Consider the following 15,872-nt stretch of genomic DNA (forward strand, 5'->3'; position numbering starts at 1 on the left):
TGATCTTTCCATATCTGAAAGGTATTAATTTTTCATATAACTGAAAGTGCTGCAATAAAATTGCAGGGTTTTGAACCCTAAATTGAGACCAATAAGTGAATAAAAAGGCGCCAAATGGCGCCTTTTTATTTTGCATATGTAAACAGTAACTTCATTTCTTTCCTTATTTTTGATACACAATTTCAAATTAACACAATGAAATATTTACCAATAAACAAACAGTTATTTATAAAAAACAGAAAAAACTTTATGGCACAAATGAAGCCTAATAGTTTAGCTGTTTTTAATTCAAATGATATTTATCCTGTAAGTGCAGATTCTACACTTCCTTTTGAACAACACAGAGATATTTTCTTTTTAAGTGGTGTAGACCAAGAAGAAAGTATTTTAATTGTTTTTCCAGATTGCCCTAAAGAAAACTTACGAGAAGTATTATTCTTAAGAGAAACTAATGAGCATATTGCTGTTTGGGAAGGAGAAAAGCTAACTAAAGAAAAAGCCTTTGAAACAAGCGGCGTAAAAACCGTTTTTTGGTTACAAGATTTAGAAAAAGTGTTGGCTGAAATGATGGCGTATGCTGAAACTGTATATATTAACACGAATGAGCATTACAGAGCAAAAATAGAAACAGAAACTAGAGAAGCTCGTTTTACAAAATGGTTATTAAATAAATATCCTGCACACACTGTAGCGAAAAGTAACCCTATTTTACAACGTTTACGCTCTGTAAAAGATCAAATAGAATTAGACTTAATTCAGAAAGCTTGTGATATAACTGAAAAAGGATTTAGAAGAATCCTGAATTTTGTTCAGCCTGGCGTTTGGGAATACGAAATTGAAGCAGAATTTTCGCACGAGTTTTTAAGAAACCGTTCTAAAGGTTTTGCTTATACTCCTATTATTGCTAGCGGTAATAACGCAAATGTTTTACACTATATTGAAAACAACCAACAATGTAAAGCTGGTGATTTAATTTTATTGGATGTTGGTGCTGAGTATGCAAACTATTCAAGTGATATGAGTAGAACTATTCCTGTTTCTGGACGTTTTACTGATCGTCAAAAAGAAGTTTACAATGCTGTAAATCGTGTTAAAAATGATGCTACAAAAATGTTAGTTCCAGGAACTGATTGGGCAGAATATCATAAAGAAGTTGGAAAGTTAATGACTTCTGAGTTGTTAGGCATAGGATTATTAGACAAAGCTGATGTTCAAAATGAAAATCCAGATTGGCCAGCGTATAAAAAGTATTTCATGCACGGAACTTCTCACCATATGGGATTAGACACGCATGATTACGGATTGTTATACGAGCCAATGCAAGCTAATATGGTGTTTACTGTTGAGCCAGGTATTTATATTCCAGAAGAAGGCTTTGGAATTCGTTTAGAAGACGATGTTGTTATTCAAGAAAAAGGAGAACCTTTTAATCTAATGCGAAATATTCCTATTGAAGTAGAAGAAATCGAAGACATTATGAACAGTTAAAAATCGTATTTGTCAAGTCGAGCGCAGTCGAGACTTTATCCATATTTTATATTCACTTATTACTTCTCGACTGCGCTCGAAGTGACATTCTAAAATAATTTCATATTTTTACCAAAATTGCACACTGAAAATCAAATTGCTATATAATCATGTCAACACATTTTGAACTAAACAATATCTTGTTTTTAGATATTGAAACGGTTCCTCAACACGAGCATTGGGAGGATGTTCCAGAGGAAACTCAACATTTATTTGAACTTAAAACTCAGTATCAGCGTAAAGATGAATACACTGCTGAACAGTTTTATGAACGTGCTGGAATTTGGGCAGAGTTCGGCAAAATCATTTGTATTTCTGTAGGTTACTTTGTAGAAAAAGATGGCAATTATCAACTTCGAGTGACTTCTTTTGCAGACAAGAATGAAGCTGCTTTATTAACGAATTTTAAAAAGCTATTAGACTCCCATTTTAACCTGAAAAACCATCTTTTATGTGCGCACAATGGTAAGGAATTTGATTTTCCTTATATCGCCAGAAGAATGGTTATTAATGGAATAACATTACCAAAAAAACTGAATTTATTTGGAAAAAAACCATGGGAAGTTCCGCATTTAGACACAATGGAATTATGGAAGTTTGGTGATTATAAACATTTTACTTCGTTAAACCTACTTACTCATATTTTAGGAATTCCATCACCTAAACAAGATATTAATGGAAGTGAGGTAGCTAACGTATACTACAAAGAAAAGGACATTTATAGAATCATTCGTTATTGTGAAAATGATACTATCGCTGTGGCTCAATTACTTCTTAGGTTTCATAATTTACCAATCTTAGAAGAACAAAATATACTTCAAGTAAATCTACAATTAGAAAACAGCTAGGTTAGCTATATTTTTTTGGGTATAAATAGTAAATAAAACGCAAAGAGCTTATAAGCTCTTTGCGTTTTTTATTAAGATAAATTACTCATTTGCAGTATCCCAAAAATTCGGATTTAAAAATAATGCTGCTTGAGAACCAACACTTCCTTGCATAGCAGGATTAAATGATTTTAAACCATAAAAATCAGATTGTCCTGAACTTGAAGAAGTCCCGTAAGAACTATCCCCACTGCTTTTAGCATCAGAAGCCTGAGAAGAAGAGAAAAACATCGCTTCTACAGCCTGCTTTGTTAATGCAGCGACACCACTTCCTAAAGTTGGTAAGGCAAATTTTCCTAAAACAAAAGATTGTAATCCTCCAATAATAGGAACACTTACGTTAGGAACTCTACTCACAAATGATGGTAGTGGAATAACTCCCATAGAACCAAAAGAACTATATGCATCACTAACTTGTGTTAATGATCTGTAATTATAGGTTAAATTGGCATTTCCTAATTGTTCAAAACGTAAAGATTGAATTGTAGCTAAGGCACCTCCTCCACCAGCAATTCCACCAGCAATAGCGCCTCCAACTGCACCAGTAACCGAGCCTTTTAACAGCGCATTTTGCCAGCTTCCGCTGTTTTGAACACCAAATGCATCATTTACAAAATATTGACTTACACCTTGTGCTCCTCCAACAACTGCACCGACGGCTGCTCCAACTCCAGCTCCTGCGGCTACTCCGGCTATTATTCCTCCTGTGGTTGTCGTTGCAGCTGCGGCCGCGGCAGATCCTGCTGCAAAGGCTCCAACACCTCCTGCTGCAGATAACGCTCCAGCAACGGCTCCGATTCCGGCTCCTGCAAAAATATATCCTGCCAAAGCTCCACCAGATAATCCTGCTTTTACACCTGTATAAGCTGCAACTCCACCACCAACAGCGGCTCCAACTACTGCTCCTACAATTAAAATTACCAAAATAGTAGCAATTTCTCCTGATGGATCGGTTAAATTGATAGGGTTGTTATTACAATATGCAAAAGGACTTCCGTATTGGAATCTTGGATCCACAGAATAAAAACGACATAATTCTGGATCGTAAAGCCTTGCTCGATAATTATAAAGTTTCAATTCTTTTTCAAACTCTTGACCTATGAACAAATACGTATACTTAGATAAGTCTCCGTAACTAGTATCCATTATTTGTCCGAAAGGTAAATAATCAATCATAGCTTCTACAGTTCCTTCACTACTAACCACTGCACGAACAGAGCCTTGCTGGTCTTTTATCATAAAGAATAAACCTTCATTTGAAACTTTTCCTATAAGACCACCAACTCCGTAAATATATTGCGTAATCTCTTCGGTAATTTCAATTAATGGTAAATCGTTTAATCCGTGTACATATACTTTCTTCTTATTATCTGAAGAATTTTTAACTACACGTTGTTGTAAACCATTATACTCGTAGGATTGCTCTAGTCCATTCGTTAATTGAATAGATACTGGAAGATTCGTTAACGTATCGTATATTATTTTATCGATTGAATTAGATGAAGATTTTATAGTATTTCCATATACATCGTACTCATAAACTCTATTAATTTCTTCATTACTAGAACTAACATTTATTACTTTGTTTGTTCCTTCATCGTAGGTATAGTTGAGCGTTTCATTCTCAGAGGTGATGGTTTCAATATTACCATTAGCATCGTAAGTAGTTGGTGCCGTTACTCCAACATTGAATTTGTTATTACTACTATGCGCAGCAACAATTAACTGTCCGACATTATTGTACTTATAACGATAGTCAAAAGAATTCTCTGGCTTGATATAATTCGTAGTAACAGCATTTGCAATACTTCCATTAAAATATTTTGCATCTTCATAACCACCATTCGTATAAGAATATCCTAACTTTAAGATTGGATTATCATCTGAAAACTGATTCATAATTTCTTTAATCCAACCCGGTGAAGCATACGTTAGCTTTCGCTCTATAGCATTTTCTTTTCTTGAATTAAATACTTCAGAAGCAATACTACCATCTGCATTATAAGTATACTTAGCAAACTTATCGGTACTTTCTGGAACACCAATGGCTGTATTTTGACCTAGAATATTATACTGATAAACTACACTTGGAACAGGAGAATTTTCAGGATAATTAACAGACAATACATTTCCTAAGTTATTGTATGTATAGGTGGTTTTTTGCTCAGTTTCTCCTTCTATTAAAAGAGTGGAAGCTGTTGTATTTCCATACCTATCATACTTGTAACCATTAGAGATTTTTTTACCATTAGATTGACTGAATGCTTTCCATAATCGACCAATTAAAGTAATATCACTACCATCTCCATCGTACTCATTTAACTTGCTCCAAGAAGTATTGCTTGGGTAATTAGAATCTGTATTCGCTATTTCTTGCCATTCAGAACCATCTCCCCACACACCTGGTATTGTTCCTTCTTCAGTAATTCGACCTAAAATATCATATTTCTTATAAGCAATTGTCCCTGCTGCTTCATTCAAAGAATTGGTACTAAAACGAATCTGACCTGATGAATCATAAACAAATTTAGTCGCTCCCGAATCTGGCGTGGTAATTTGAGTTAATTGATGTAAGAAATTATATGATTTATGAATACTGAAATCTGCTTGATTTTCAGTCATTCCAAAATAATTTGGCGGCAAAACCTGAACTAAATCTCCTTTAGGATTATAAACTTGTTGTGTAGCATTGCTTATTGAATTCTCCTCGTCTTTACCATCTGTTTGTTTTGCTAAAACTCTCCCCGCTCTATCTTTCAATTCGTAAACTTTTGCTCCATCTGAATCCATAACTAAATTCACCAAATAATACCCTTTTACAAAATTGACTCCTGCAATCTTAGACTGATCTTCAACTCCGTAACGATAAACGCCAACATGACTATTGGTTTCCGTAATCGCAAACTCTTTGCCAGGCAAACCAGATTTGATAGCACGTTTTAAAGGTGAATTTTCGTACAAAGTTCTACTGTAAGGATATCCTTCATCTTCTGGATAATACTCACTCACCTCTCCAGTCATGATTCCAGTTATTGGATCGAACGCTGTGATAAAATTAGGTCTATATCCAAACGATTCATCTGTAAATCCTGCTATTTTAGTTTCTACCGTTTGAGCCGATAAAGCATTGTACATTTTTTCTCTTACCAAGCAGTGGTTATCTCCCATAACTTGTGTCTGTATGTCTTTTGCATTTCCATCTTTGTATGCTACAGATGCCTGAGGACTTTGGTACGTTGTCATGTTAGAAAATGCTATATCTCCTTTAGCAGTTAACCTCATAACTCCTGAAAGTGTAGTTGTACTTGTTTCTGCAAAAATTTGTTTTCCATCAGCAAATAAGTAAAACACTCCTCCTACATGTACTAAACAAACATTTACAGGTGCTTTAGTAGCTTCCTGATTTTGTATTGTTTTTCCGTCTAAAAGTAGTTTCCAACCATTTTGTTGAGACCATGAAGCTTTAACTTGATCAATACTAATTTCAAATTCTGAATTAGGAAGATCATTAACAATCAAAGAAAAAAGAAGTGCATAGTTAAGCTGATTTTCAGCTGTTTGCCAAGTTATAGTATCTTCTTGATTCGCATTATACAACAAGTTACCTTGTTTTGTAGACCATAACGAAGGCGTTTCTGGAATCCACTCGTTCCAAATTTGAGTTCCCTTTGTAAATGTTTCATAAATACCTCCGTTACTAGCGGCAATTTGACGTACACAATTTGGGTCATTCAGCGGAAAACTAAAATCCTCAGTAGTATCCCATTGACGAATTCTATAAATAACATTTCCATTTTTAGCATTTTCGGCTGGTCCTACTTCTCCAATTTTATCTTGTAACGCATCATAAGCATATCGAGTCACATCTGCATTTGCACCCACCCTTGCCATTTCAATTTTATTGGAATTGTAAACACTTATAGAAACTTGTCCAACAACAGGAGTGAACGTAATATTATTCAACGCAATTGCTTTGTTAGTTTTTCCGTTTACTAGTGTTAATGAAGTTTCTAAATTATCTGAAGCGACAACAGTTTGCCAGTATATCCATTTTTCCTCTTCATCAATAGTAATATTTACACGTTGTTTTCCATTGGTATTGGTAATTTCCCAATAAACTTCTCCACCATCAGACAGAAATCCTTTTTCTAATTTTACCCATGATGATAAAATACAATTCTCTTCAGGTAGTATTTCAGAACGTTTACTTAATGAATCACCAATTCCTAACTGTAAACTTGAATATCCAGTGAAAGCATCACCTTGCACTAAATTATCTTCAAAACTAGAATTAGTTCCATTTAATTTCCAATCTTGCTCATAACACTCATAACTTTCAAAGCCAGTATAAAAACTCTGATTAGTTCCTGCATTTACAAAAGAAGCTACTTTATGAATTTCCTCACGGTCAAAAATGGTAGTTTCTACTTTACCTGAGACGTCTTGCTCTTGAGAAATTACTCCGAATACTGTTCTTTCTAATACTGTATTTACCAATTGCCATTTTGATGCAGTTTGTTCTATAGAGTCTGGTAGGTTTTCAATAAAATCTGAAATAGTTAACTCTTCTTTTAAGACATATGCTTTGGAAGTACACCAAACTGTTTTTTCTGTAGTATCTGAAAATAAAAAATTAGCTGGTGCGTATGTTTGTAAACTTCCGGCATAACATTCTTCAGTTCCCCCAAATGGAATAACACTACTGAATTGTGTTAATGAAATATCGATTGCATTGCGTTCCAAAAACCACGGGTATGCTTGATAAGCATAGGTATAATAAGTACGTAATGTTTCTATTTCGCCTTCTCCGTTAATATTGTCATACTCCTCTAAAATTAACTTTCCGTACGTATCATCGTACGTATATCTCACTGTTTTTTCTAGGCCATCATTTATAGTTATCTCACTTTTAGAACGCACATAACCACCGAATAAATCGACTCGCTCTCCATTTCGAGTAATTTGTGTAAATGGTTGTACTTGAGAAATTTCTTCTGTTAAAATGTTACCGCTCTTATCAAAAGTTCTTCTATTAATCAACTGACCATCTAATAAACTACTTGATTTCTCATCTGTATTACTAGACTTAAATCTGCTTGTTTTTTTATGTAAACTATCTAGTAGCAAACCATTGTAATAAATATTCTCTACGTAACCGAACTCAGGGTTCTCTATAGAATTTGTTCCTGGATAATATAAACTTCTATAATACTTTACAACAGAACCTGTTGGGTCGCAAGTAGCAGAGTTTAAATCGAAAACATACTTTGTAACACTTACGTTATAACCATCATTTCTAGACATTGTGTCTACACAATAATCTATTACATTGCCTTCTAACGTTCCTTCTAGGTAACGATGTATCGTAATACTATCTGCATCTTTAAACTCTTTATTTAATGGCAAAGATGTTACAAACGTTGAAGGCCCAGCAGGATACTGTCCATTCGTATTTCTACTAATCATTCCTTCTCTATCTATTGATGTAAAAAAACGTTGATTTATAACTTCTTCATGTCCTAAAAATTGGTTCTGAATTGTCCAAACTGAAGAACTTTTTGGATAACCATTTACATCAGTATTTAGATAGGATAAAAACTGTGGTCCTTGATTAATCATGGTTGTACTGTTAATATCTTCAGGCAATTCTTCATGTGAGGTAACTGCATTTTCCCAATTTGTTTGAGAACCTCTACGATAAACATTACTACCCATGGTAGCAATATCAGCTCCTGCAGTTGGGAAAAAATGGACTTTCCTGTTTGGTGTTAAATCTTGTTTTTCGAGTAGTACCGCTGGTTGATTGTTCCACACAAATGAATTAATTGTCGGATCAAAACTTAATAATTTTGAATCACAAGCATATTCTCTGTTACTGGTGTAAAGTGCATAGTCATCTCCGTAAGCAAACCAGTTAATATCGCTATCATTATACGTACTCCTGTAAGACAAACTATCGTTCTTTAACCACTTTTCCCCATTAAAGCGTAATAAAAATGGTCCTGACGCCACCATTGCATTTGCTATAATTTTAGCGATAAAAGGAACTGTTATTGTTTTTGAAGGGCTACTTTTTGCTAGATAATAATGAAAGTCTGATGTTTGTAAATCTTCAAAGTTTTCATTCCATTGAATCATTTTTACCGTATAATCAAAACGTAAAGAAACTTCGCTAGTAATGTATGTGAGTGCAATGAATGAAGGACTTGCTGTAAACCCAAATGTTTCTTTTGGTTTATTTCCACCAATAGTAAAGGTTAATGTTGTAGTAGCTCCAGATTTCCATTCATTTAAATCGTCGAGATAAAACATACTAAAATCGTTATGATGTTCTCCACCAACGTCAGGGTTATAATCTAAAATAGCGTAGTATTTACTACTTGCAACTAAAAATGGAATTGCATTTGGATTGCCTCTTTGTAACTCCTCACTAATATCTTCTGAAATCCACTCTTTCGTAAATGCATTCCACGTATATCGGAAAAGTTTTCTGTTAACTTTATCACAGACTAAGAAGAAATTATCTCCTGCAACAACTTCTATGTTTGCCGATTGTAAAAGAATAGGATCTAGTTCAAACCAATCGCCCCAATTTCTATTGTTTTTGTGATATACATGAACTCCTGAAGTTGAATTTTGAACTGATGAATAATGGAAACAAACAAAATCTTTACTGGCTACAGCATTTAGACTATCAATATCAGCTTTAGCAGAAAAAACACTTTGAGCTGGTTCCCAAGATTGCCATCTTCCTACCCAAGTATATAATGCTACATCTAATTGCTCTGTTGTTCCGTTTTGCCATGCATTGAAAACAAAATCGCCTCCATACCAAACTTTTGGTGTTCCTACTCTAGGCCAAGGGTTTTCAATAGTAATTTGTCGATCACATTGCGTTAATTCTTGTTTTTTATATTGATACGTAATTTCTGCTCCCTCAGGAGTTATAGCGCTTTTTAGCGCACCTGCATTGTCATTTCCTGATGGCCAATATGAAAATAAGAGTCCTGGTTTTGCATTGCCATTACCGTATATCTTTTGAATTCCTACTAATGTTCTTTTGATGGTGTCTCCGTATAAAAAAGAGCTCTTATCATAGTTGCTAAAGTTGGACGTTTCATCATAACTCAGTTGTTGAGTATATAAAACCTTTCCTTTACTGTTTTGTACTACAATAGCATCTAAATATTTTGTTTTGTATTGATCTTGATACGGACTAGGATCGTTGTTTGGAACAGCTCCATAAGGATCATTAAAATGCGGAGACATATACTCACGAGCTCCTGCCGGATCATTGATTACATACTCTTTTTCTTGATACTGAAATAGCACTTCTCTGCTGAACATATCTGTAATTTTAGAGATGTAACTTTCCTTGGTAAACTCCATTCCATTTTCTCCGACTTTTTGCATCACAACATCGTAATAGAACTGAATTTTATCTCCAAATAAATTTTCTACTGTTGCTAAATTCCACGCACTTACAAACTGTGATTGTAATGAGTCTCCTGTTTCTGAATCTACAACACTTGAAGAACCTTTCCAGTTATTCCAACGAACAGCATATTGTAGCACATTTCTGTCTTTATCATTGTCATTATTTCCTCCATACCTGTAAATAGTTCCGTCATCTTTAACTACTTCCCAAGATTCAAACTCAGGATAATAAATAATATGGCTAAAATCGAACTGAAAACATTCAAACGATAAACCTGCACTTGTTATAACTAGTTTATTGTCTTCCTTATGTGCTTTATAAGTTCTTTTGTTATTAGCATCAGAAATATGCCATTTATCGTCGGCTATTCTAGAAATGGTCGCCTTTGTGTTTAATGGTAGTCCGGATTGTTGAAAAGCTTGTTGAAAGTTACTTGAAACTCCTTTGCTTAATTCTTCTACTAAGGATACATCTAGTGTAGCTCTTTCCCAATTTTTATTACTACGTATTAACTCTGTTGGGTTGTTATCATTGTAAATGAAATACGTGTTATCATTTGAGGTTGCATTACCTAATGTTTCAACTTCAATCCTTTGAAAAGGTAAGGTCCAACCTAATCCAATGATTCCTGTTGGCTTTTCAACATTAGAAACATTAATCGTGTTTTTTATATTACTTCCATAAGAAGCAGTGACTTTAAAATCTAGGCCATTTCTTCCTTGAAGACTTACTAAATCTAATGCAAGATTTACATCTCCGCGAAAAAGATTGACACTATCTTTAAAAATATCATTTCCATTCTCTTCAAATTGCGTGCTTCGAATTGATGGTATTTGTTTATTGGTGACTTCTGAACTCATTTCGTTTTAGTTTTGGTGGGTTAATTAATAGCATATACCTTCCAAAACAACACGGTGGTACTGTTGAAAAACCATATGAATTAGGAAGTTATATGAAAAAAAAATGATGAGTGATATTGAAATATATTACTCATCATTTATAAAAAAAAGAACTACGCCTTATGCTTCACATTCAGCGATAACCAATACGGTTACTTCTCCTTTTCCTACGTTATTTGAATCGTCTCTCATTTCACTAGTAGCTCCAACAGTTACCGTGCTTTCAGAGAACCCATTCATAGAAGTTGCTACTTTTATAGAGCGTACATGGTGGTCTTTTGAGTATGCCATATCAAACCCTTGTACTGCTGTAGATGCGTTAATTACTCTAGAACCAAAATCAACTGTTTTTGTTCCTCCTGATTCAACTTGTACTATTCTAAATTTTGTAATAGCCATAATATTTTATTTTTAAATGGTTGGTTCTTACTCTTAAGGTTTTTCAGATTCCTCCTCGTTTTTTATAGTAGTTTCAGAACTCTACTTTTTAAGTTTAAAAAACTTCCTGAAGCGCTATTTGGTTGTTTTCACTGTAAAATTATAATTGAATACTCTTTATTATTTTATAAATGCCATGAATGGGAGATATTGAGTTTTAAAAGTCCTTTTTTGAAGTATAGAATTACAACACATATAAACAACTATCAACTTTTAATTGCTTCCTAGATTCAATAATTTGCCTATTTTAGGAAAGAAAAAACATGCTTCGAGTGTTTACAAATAGAAAATGATTCGATAGACAACAACTTGAGGTATTACTAAAATCCTAACTACCAGAAATGAAGCAGAAATATCTAGTCGCTTTTGACCAAGGTACGACCAGTACACGAACCATAATCTTTGATGAAAAAGGACAAATAAAAGCTATAGCTCAAAAGGAATTGACCCAACATTATCCTAAATCGGGATGGGTAGAACACAATCCTATTGAAATTTTTAATGATCAACAGGCAACATTCTTAGATGCTCTTCAAAAATCAGGGATTACTCCAGATGAAATAGCTGCTGTTGGAATTACCAATCAACGTGAAACCACGGTGGTTTGGGATAAAGAAACTGGTGAACCTATTTACAACGCTATCGTTTGGTTAGACAAACGTACCAACGAAATATGTGAAGATTTAAAAAATCGTGGTCTGTCTAATTATGTAAAGGAACATACTGGACTGGTTATCGACTCGTATTTTTCGGCAACAAAACTAAAATGGATTTTAGAAAGTGTAGAAGGTGCTAAAGAAAAAGCTAATGACGGAAAACTTTGTTTTGGTACTATTGATAGTTGGTTGATTTACAAGTTTACCAATCATCAAAAGCACGTAACAGATCATACAAATGCTTCTCGTACTATGATCTACGATATTAAAAACCTAGCTTGGGATGACACCTTATTAAAAGCATTAGATATTCCATCATCTTTACTTCCGAGAGTTCAACCGTCTTCATCACATTTTGGAGATATCGATTTAAACGGCACCATTATTCCAATTTATGGTGTCGCTGGAGATCAACAAGCATCTCTTTTCGGACAAGGAGGTTTTAAAGCAGGAATTGCTAAAAACACGTATGGTACAGGTTGTTTTATGTTATTAAACACAGGAAACAAACAAGTCCTTTCTCAAAGTGGCTTACTTACAACCTTAACCTGTAGCTTAGAATCGGACTCTGTACAATACGCTTTAGAAGGAAGTATTTTTGTTGGCGGAGCTTCTATTCAATGGTTACGAGACCGCATGAATCTTATCGACAATGCTGCTGATACCGAAGAAATTTGTAATAGTATTCCACCTTTAAAAAACATTTATGTTGTTCCTGCTTTTGCTGGTTTGGGTGCACCGTACTGGGATGCCGATGCTAAAGGAAGTATCTATGGAATGACGCTAGATACTGGTAAAAATGAAATCATAAAAGCTACTGTTGAAGCCTTGGCGTATCAAACCAAAGATGTAATTACCGCAATGATTAAAGATAGTGGTAAAGAAATGATTACGTTAAAAGTTGATGGTGGTGCTAGCGCGAATAATTACCTAATGCAGTTTCAATCGGATATTTTAAATGTTGCGGTTGATCGACCTAAAATGATTGAAGTTACTGCTTTTGGTGCTGCTTTACTCGCCGGAATCAAAGCGGGTGTTTGGACTAAAAATGATATCGAAACGATTCGAGAAGTTGATACCATTTTTACCACTCAAATGAAGCCAAAAGTTCGTAAGAAAAAATACAAAGGCTGGTTAAAAGCTATCGAAAGAACACAAACTTTAAAAAAGAAAAATACCAGTCCCGTTCCAGTTCGTTTTTCGGTTTTAGATCGAGACAAACACCTTAAAAAATTAAAATCAGAAACTTTTGATTTACTTATAATTGGTGGTGGAATTACGGGTGCAGGAATTGCATTAGATGCTTCTTCTCGAGGAATGAAAGTCTGTTTGGTAGAAAAAAATGATTTTGCTTCGGGTACTAGTAATAAATCTACCAAACTTATTCACGGTGGATTGCGCTATTTAAAACAATTAGAAATTGGCTTAGTTCGAGAATCTGGTTCAGAACGTGCCATTGTACACAAATTAGCTCCACATTTAGTAATTCCTGAAAAGATGTTGTTACCATTAATAGAAGGTGGAACATATGGTAAAATGATGACAGCCATCGGTTTAAAGGTATATGATTTACTGGCAAATGTTGGAGGAAATGATGCCCGTAGGATGTTGGATAAGAAAGAGACTATGGAGAAAGAACCAATGCTGGATGAAAACATCACTTTAGGTAGTGGTTATTATGCAGAATATAGAACTGATGATGCACGTTTAACCATCGAAATTTTGAAGAAAGCTTCTGAGTTTGGTGCAACAATTATTAATTATTGCGAAATGGAATCATTCGTTTATGATAAAGAAGGTAAAATTGAGTATGTGCAATGTGTTGATGTAAATACAGGTAAAAAACTCAATGTAAAAGCTAGAAATTATGTTTCTGCTGCGGGTCCTTGGGTTGATTTATTAAGAGAAAAAGATACTTCTAAAAACAACAAATACTTACACTTAACTAAAGGAGTTCATATTGTTTTTCCACATGAAAAACTACCTATAAAGCAGTCTGTTTATTTCGATGTGCCTGATGGAAGAATGGTTTTTGCCATTCCTAGAGGAAGATGTACCTATGTGGGAACTACCGACACCAATTATTCTGGGAATTTAGATCGTGTTGTGGCTACTAAAGACGATGCTGAATACTTGCTTGAGGCTGTAAATAGTACGTTTCCAGATGTTCATTTAACCATTAATGACATCGAATCGAATTGGGCAGGTTTACGACCACTTATTCATGAAGAGGAGAAAGATCCTTCTGAACTTTCTAGAAAAGATGAAATTTTTATTTCTAAAAGTGGTTTGATTTCTATTGCTGGTGGAAAATTAACCGGGTATCGAAAAATGGCACATCGTGTTATAGAGGCTGTTTTAAAAACCATGGATGAAAAACGTAGAAATTCCTATAAAAAATCTCAAACCGAAAATATCTTATTGGTAAACCCAAGCTTGCATTCGGTTGAAGAAGTAGAAGCTTATCAAAAGGAATTAAAACAACAACTTAGTGAGTTAGGAATGAATAATCCTTATTATGCTTGGCATTTATGTACTACCTATGGTAAAAGAGCTAATACCATTATAGAACGAACTTCATTTTTTGCTTCAGGAACTATTGAACAACGTTTAATTCGTGCAGAATTATGGTATTGTATCAACTATGAAATGACAAATAGTTTGGCTGATTTCTTTGTGCGTAGAACAGGTCGTTTATACTTTAATATTGAAAGCATAACTAAGCACTTAGATATTATTCTAAAAGATTTTATTAGAAGTTTAGATTGGGATGATGCTAGAATCGCAGAAGAAAAAAATGTATTAAATCAATTGCTAGCGGATGCTACAACCTATTATGATACAGAGTTTTAATATTCTTTTTATAACTTTACCCTAAATCAATAGTAAACACCATGGCAGATACGAGTCACCACGATGAAAAGATTGCAAACATGAAGTTTTCTTCTGTGTACCCTCATTATGTAACTAAGGTTGAAAAAAAAGGCAGAACTAAAGATGAGTTACATCAAGTTATTGAATGGTTAACTGGCTTTAACGAAGCAAAACTTCAAGAGCTTATGGATAAACAAGTAACATTCAGAACATTTTTTGAACAGGCAAATTTAAATCCAAATGCCAGTTTAATCAAAGGTGTCATTTGTGGTTATCGAGTGGAAGAAATTACTAATGAACTCACTCAAAAAACACGTTATTTGGATAAGATAATTGATGAATTAGCAAAAGGAAAAAAGATTGAGAAAATTATGCGTACACCATAAACATAAACACTTGTAGAATTTAAACGCTATTTTGTTATAGTTAATGGAAGATAAATACACCGAAACCATAAATACTTGGAATAAAGTAGCCCAATTGTATGAAGATAAATTCATGGATTTGGAGCTTTATAACGATTCTTATCAAAAGTTTTGTGAATTACTTATCAATCAAAATGCTTCTATTTTAGAACTTGGTTGTGGCCCTGGAAATATTACAAAACAACTTCTTAGGTTAAAACCTCAACTGGATATTTTGGCTACCGATGTTTCTGAAAACATGATTGCTCATGCAAAAAAGAACAATCCAACAATTACTACGCAACAGCTAGATGCTAGAAAACTAGCTAGTTTACAATGTACTTTTAATGGTATTATATGTGGATTTATCATTCCGTATTTAGCAAAAGAAGATTTTGAAAAGTTGTGCAAGGATTTCAACACCAAGCTACATAAAAACGGAATCTTATACCTCAGCTATGTGGAAGGAAATTATGAACACTCCGGTTTTCAGACCAGCAGCTCTGGAGATAGAGCTTATTTTTATTATTACGATTCTAAGTTCATTGCTCAAACTTTAGTTCATAATAACTTCAAAATTCTTAACCAACTAGAGGTTCATTATGAAAAAAATGACAATACCTTAGAAACACATTCTATACTTATTGCTCAAAAGGGATAAACTATCTGTACAAATCTCTATAGTACATACGTAAAAGTTTAAAATTATTAAATAGTATAGTAAAGTACGGATTTGTTACTTACTAAAA

General features: G+C 34.0%; 7 protein-coding genes. 5 read left to right on the top strand and 2 right to left on the bottom strand.

The window, feature by feature from the left end; all coding sequences use genetic code 11:
* Window positions 1–195 precede the first annotated feature (195 nt).
* Complete coding sequence (locus EV195_RS00005; RefSeq protein ID WP_132791100.1) at window positions 196–1,488, top strand: aminopeptidase P family protein; 1,293 nt, start codon at window positions 196–198, stop codon at window positions 1,486–1,488.
* 149 nt (window positions 1,489–1,637) lie between these two features.
* Window positions 1,638–2,375, top strand: a complete 738-nt coding sequence (locus EV195_RS00010) for a 3'-5' exonuclease (protein ID WP_132791103.1) — start codon at window positions 1,638–1,640, stop codon at window positions 2,373–2,375.
* 81 nt (window positions 2,376–2,456) lie between these two features.
* Here the strand turns inward: EV195_RS00010 and EV195_RS00015 are convergent, their stop codons facing one another.
* Entirely contained in the window at window positions 2,457–10,712 is an 8,256-nt protein-coding gene (locus EV195_RS00015; RefSeq protein ID WP_132791105.1) for an RHS repeat-associated core domain-containing protein, read from the bottom strand.
* Between the two features lie 159 nt (window positions 10,713–10,871).
* Window positions 10,872–11,150, bottom strand: a complete 279-nt coding sequence (locus EV195_RS00020) for a hypothetical protein (protein ID WP_132791108.1) — start codon at window positions 11,148–11,150, stop codon at window positions 10,872–10,874.
* 380 nt (window positions 11,151–11,530) lie between these two features.
* On the opposite strand from EV195_RS00020, the gene glpK reads away from it, so the two are divergent.
* From glpK to EV195_RS00035, 3 genes are read left to right on the top strand one after another with little or no spacing between them, the layout of a single operon-like run.
* Entirely contained in the window at window positions 11,531–14,698 is a 3,168-nt protein-coding gene (glpK, locus tag EV195_RS00025) for a glycerol kinase GlpK (protein ID WP_132791110.1), read from the top strand.
* Window positions 14,699–14,739: 41 nt separating this feature from the next.
* Window positions 14,740–15,105, top strand: a complete 366-nt coding sequence (locus tag EV195_RS00030) for a DUF2200 domain-containing protein (RefSeq protein ID WP_132791113.1) — start codon at window positions 14,740–14,742, stop codon at window positions 15,103–15,105.
* A gap of 43 nt (window positions 15,106–15,148) precedes the next feature.
* The gene (locus EV195_RS00035) at window positions 15,149–15,784 is read left to right on the top strand and encodes a class I SAM-dependent methyltransferase (protein WP_132791115.1); all 636 of its coding nucleotides are present in this window, start codon (window positions 15,149–15,151) and stop codon (window positions 15,782–15,784) included.
* The last annotated feature ends 88 nt before the right edge of the window (window positions 15,785–15,872 follow it).

This window comes from Tenacibaculum skagerrakense (genome assembly GCF_004345825.1).
GTDB lineage: Bacteria > Bacteroidota > Bacteroidia > Flavobacteriales > Flavobacteriaceae > Polaribacter > Polaribacter skagerrakensis.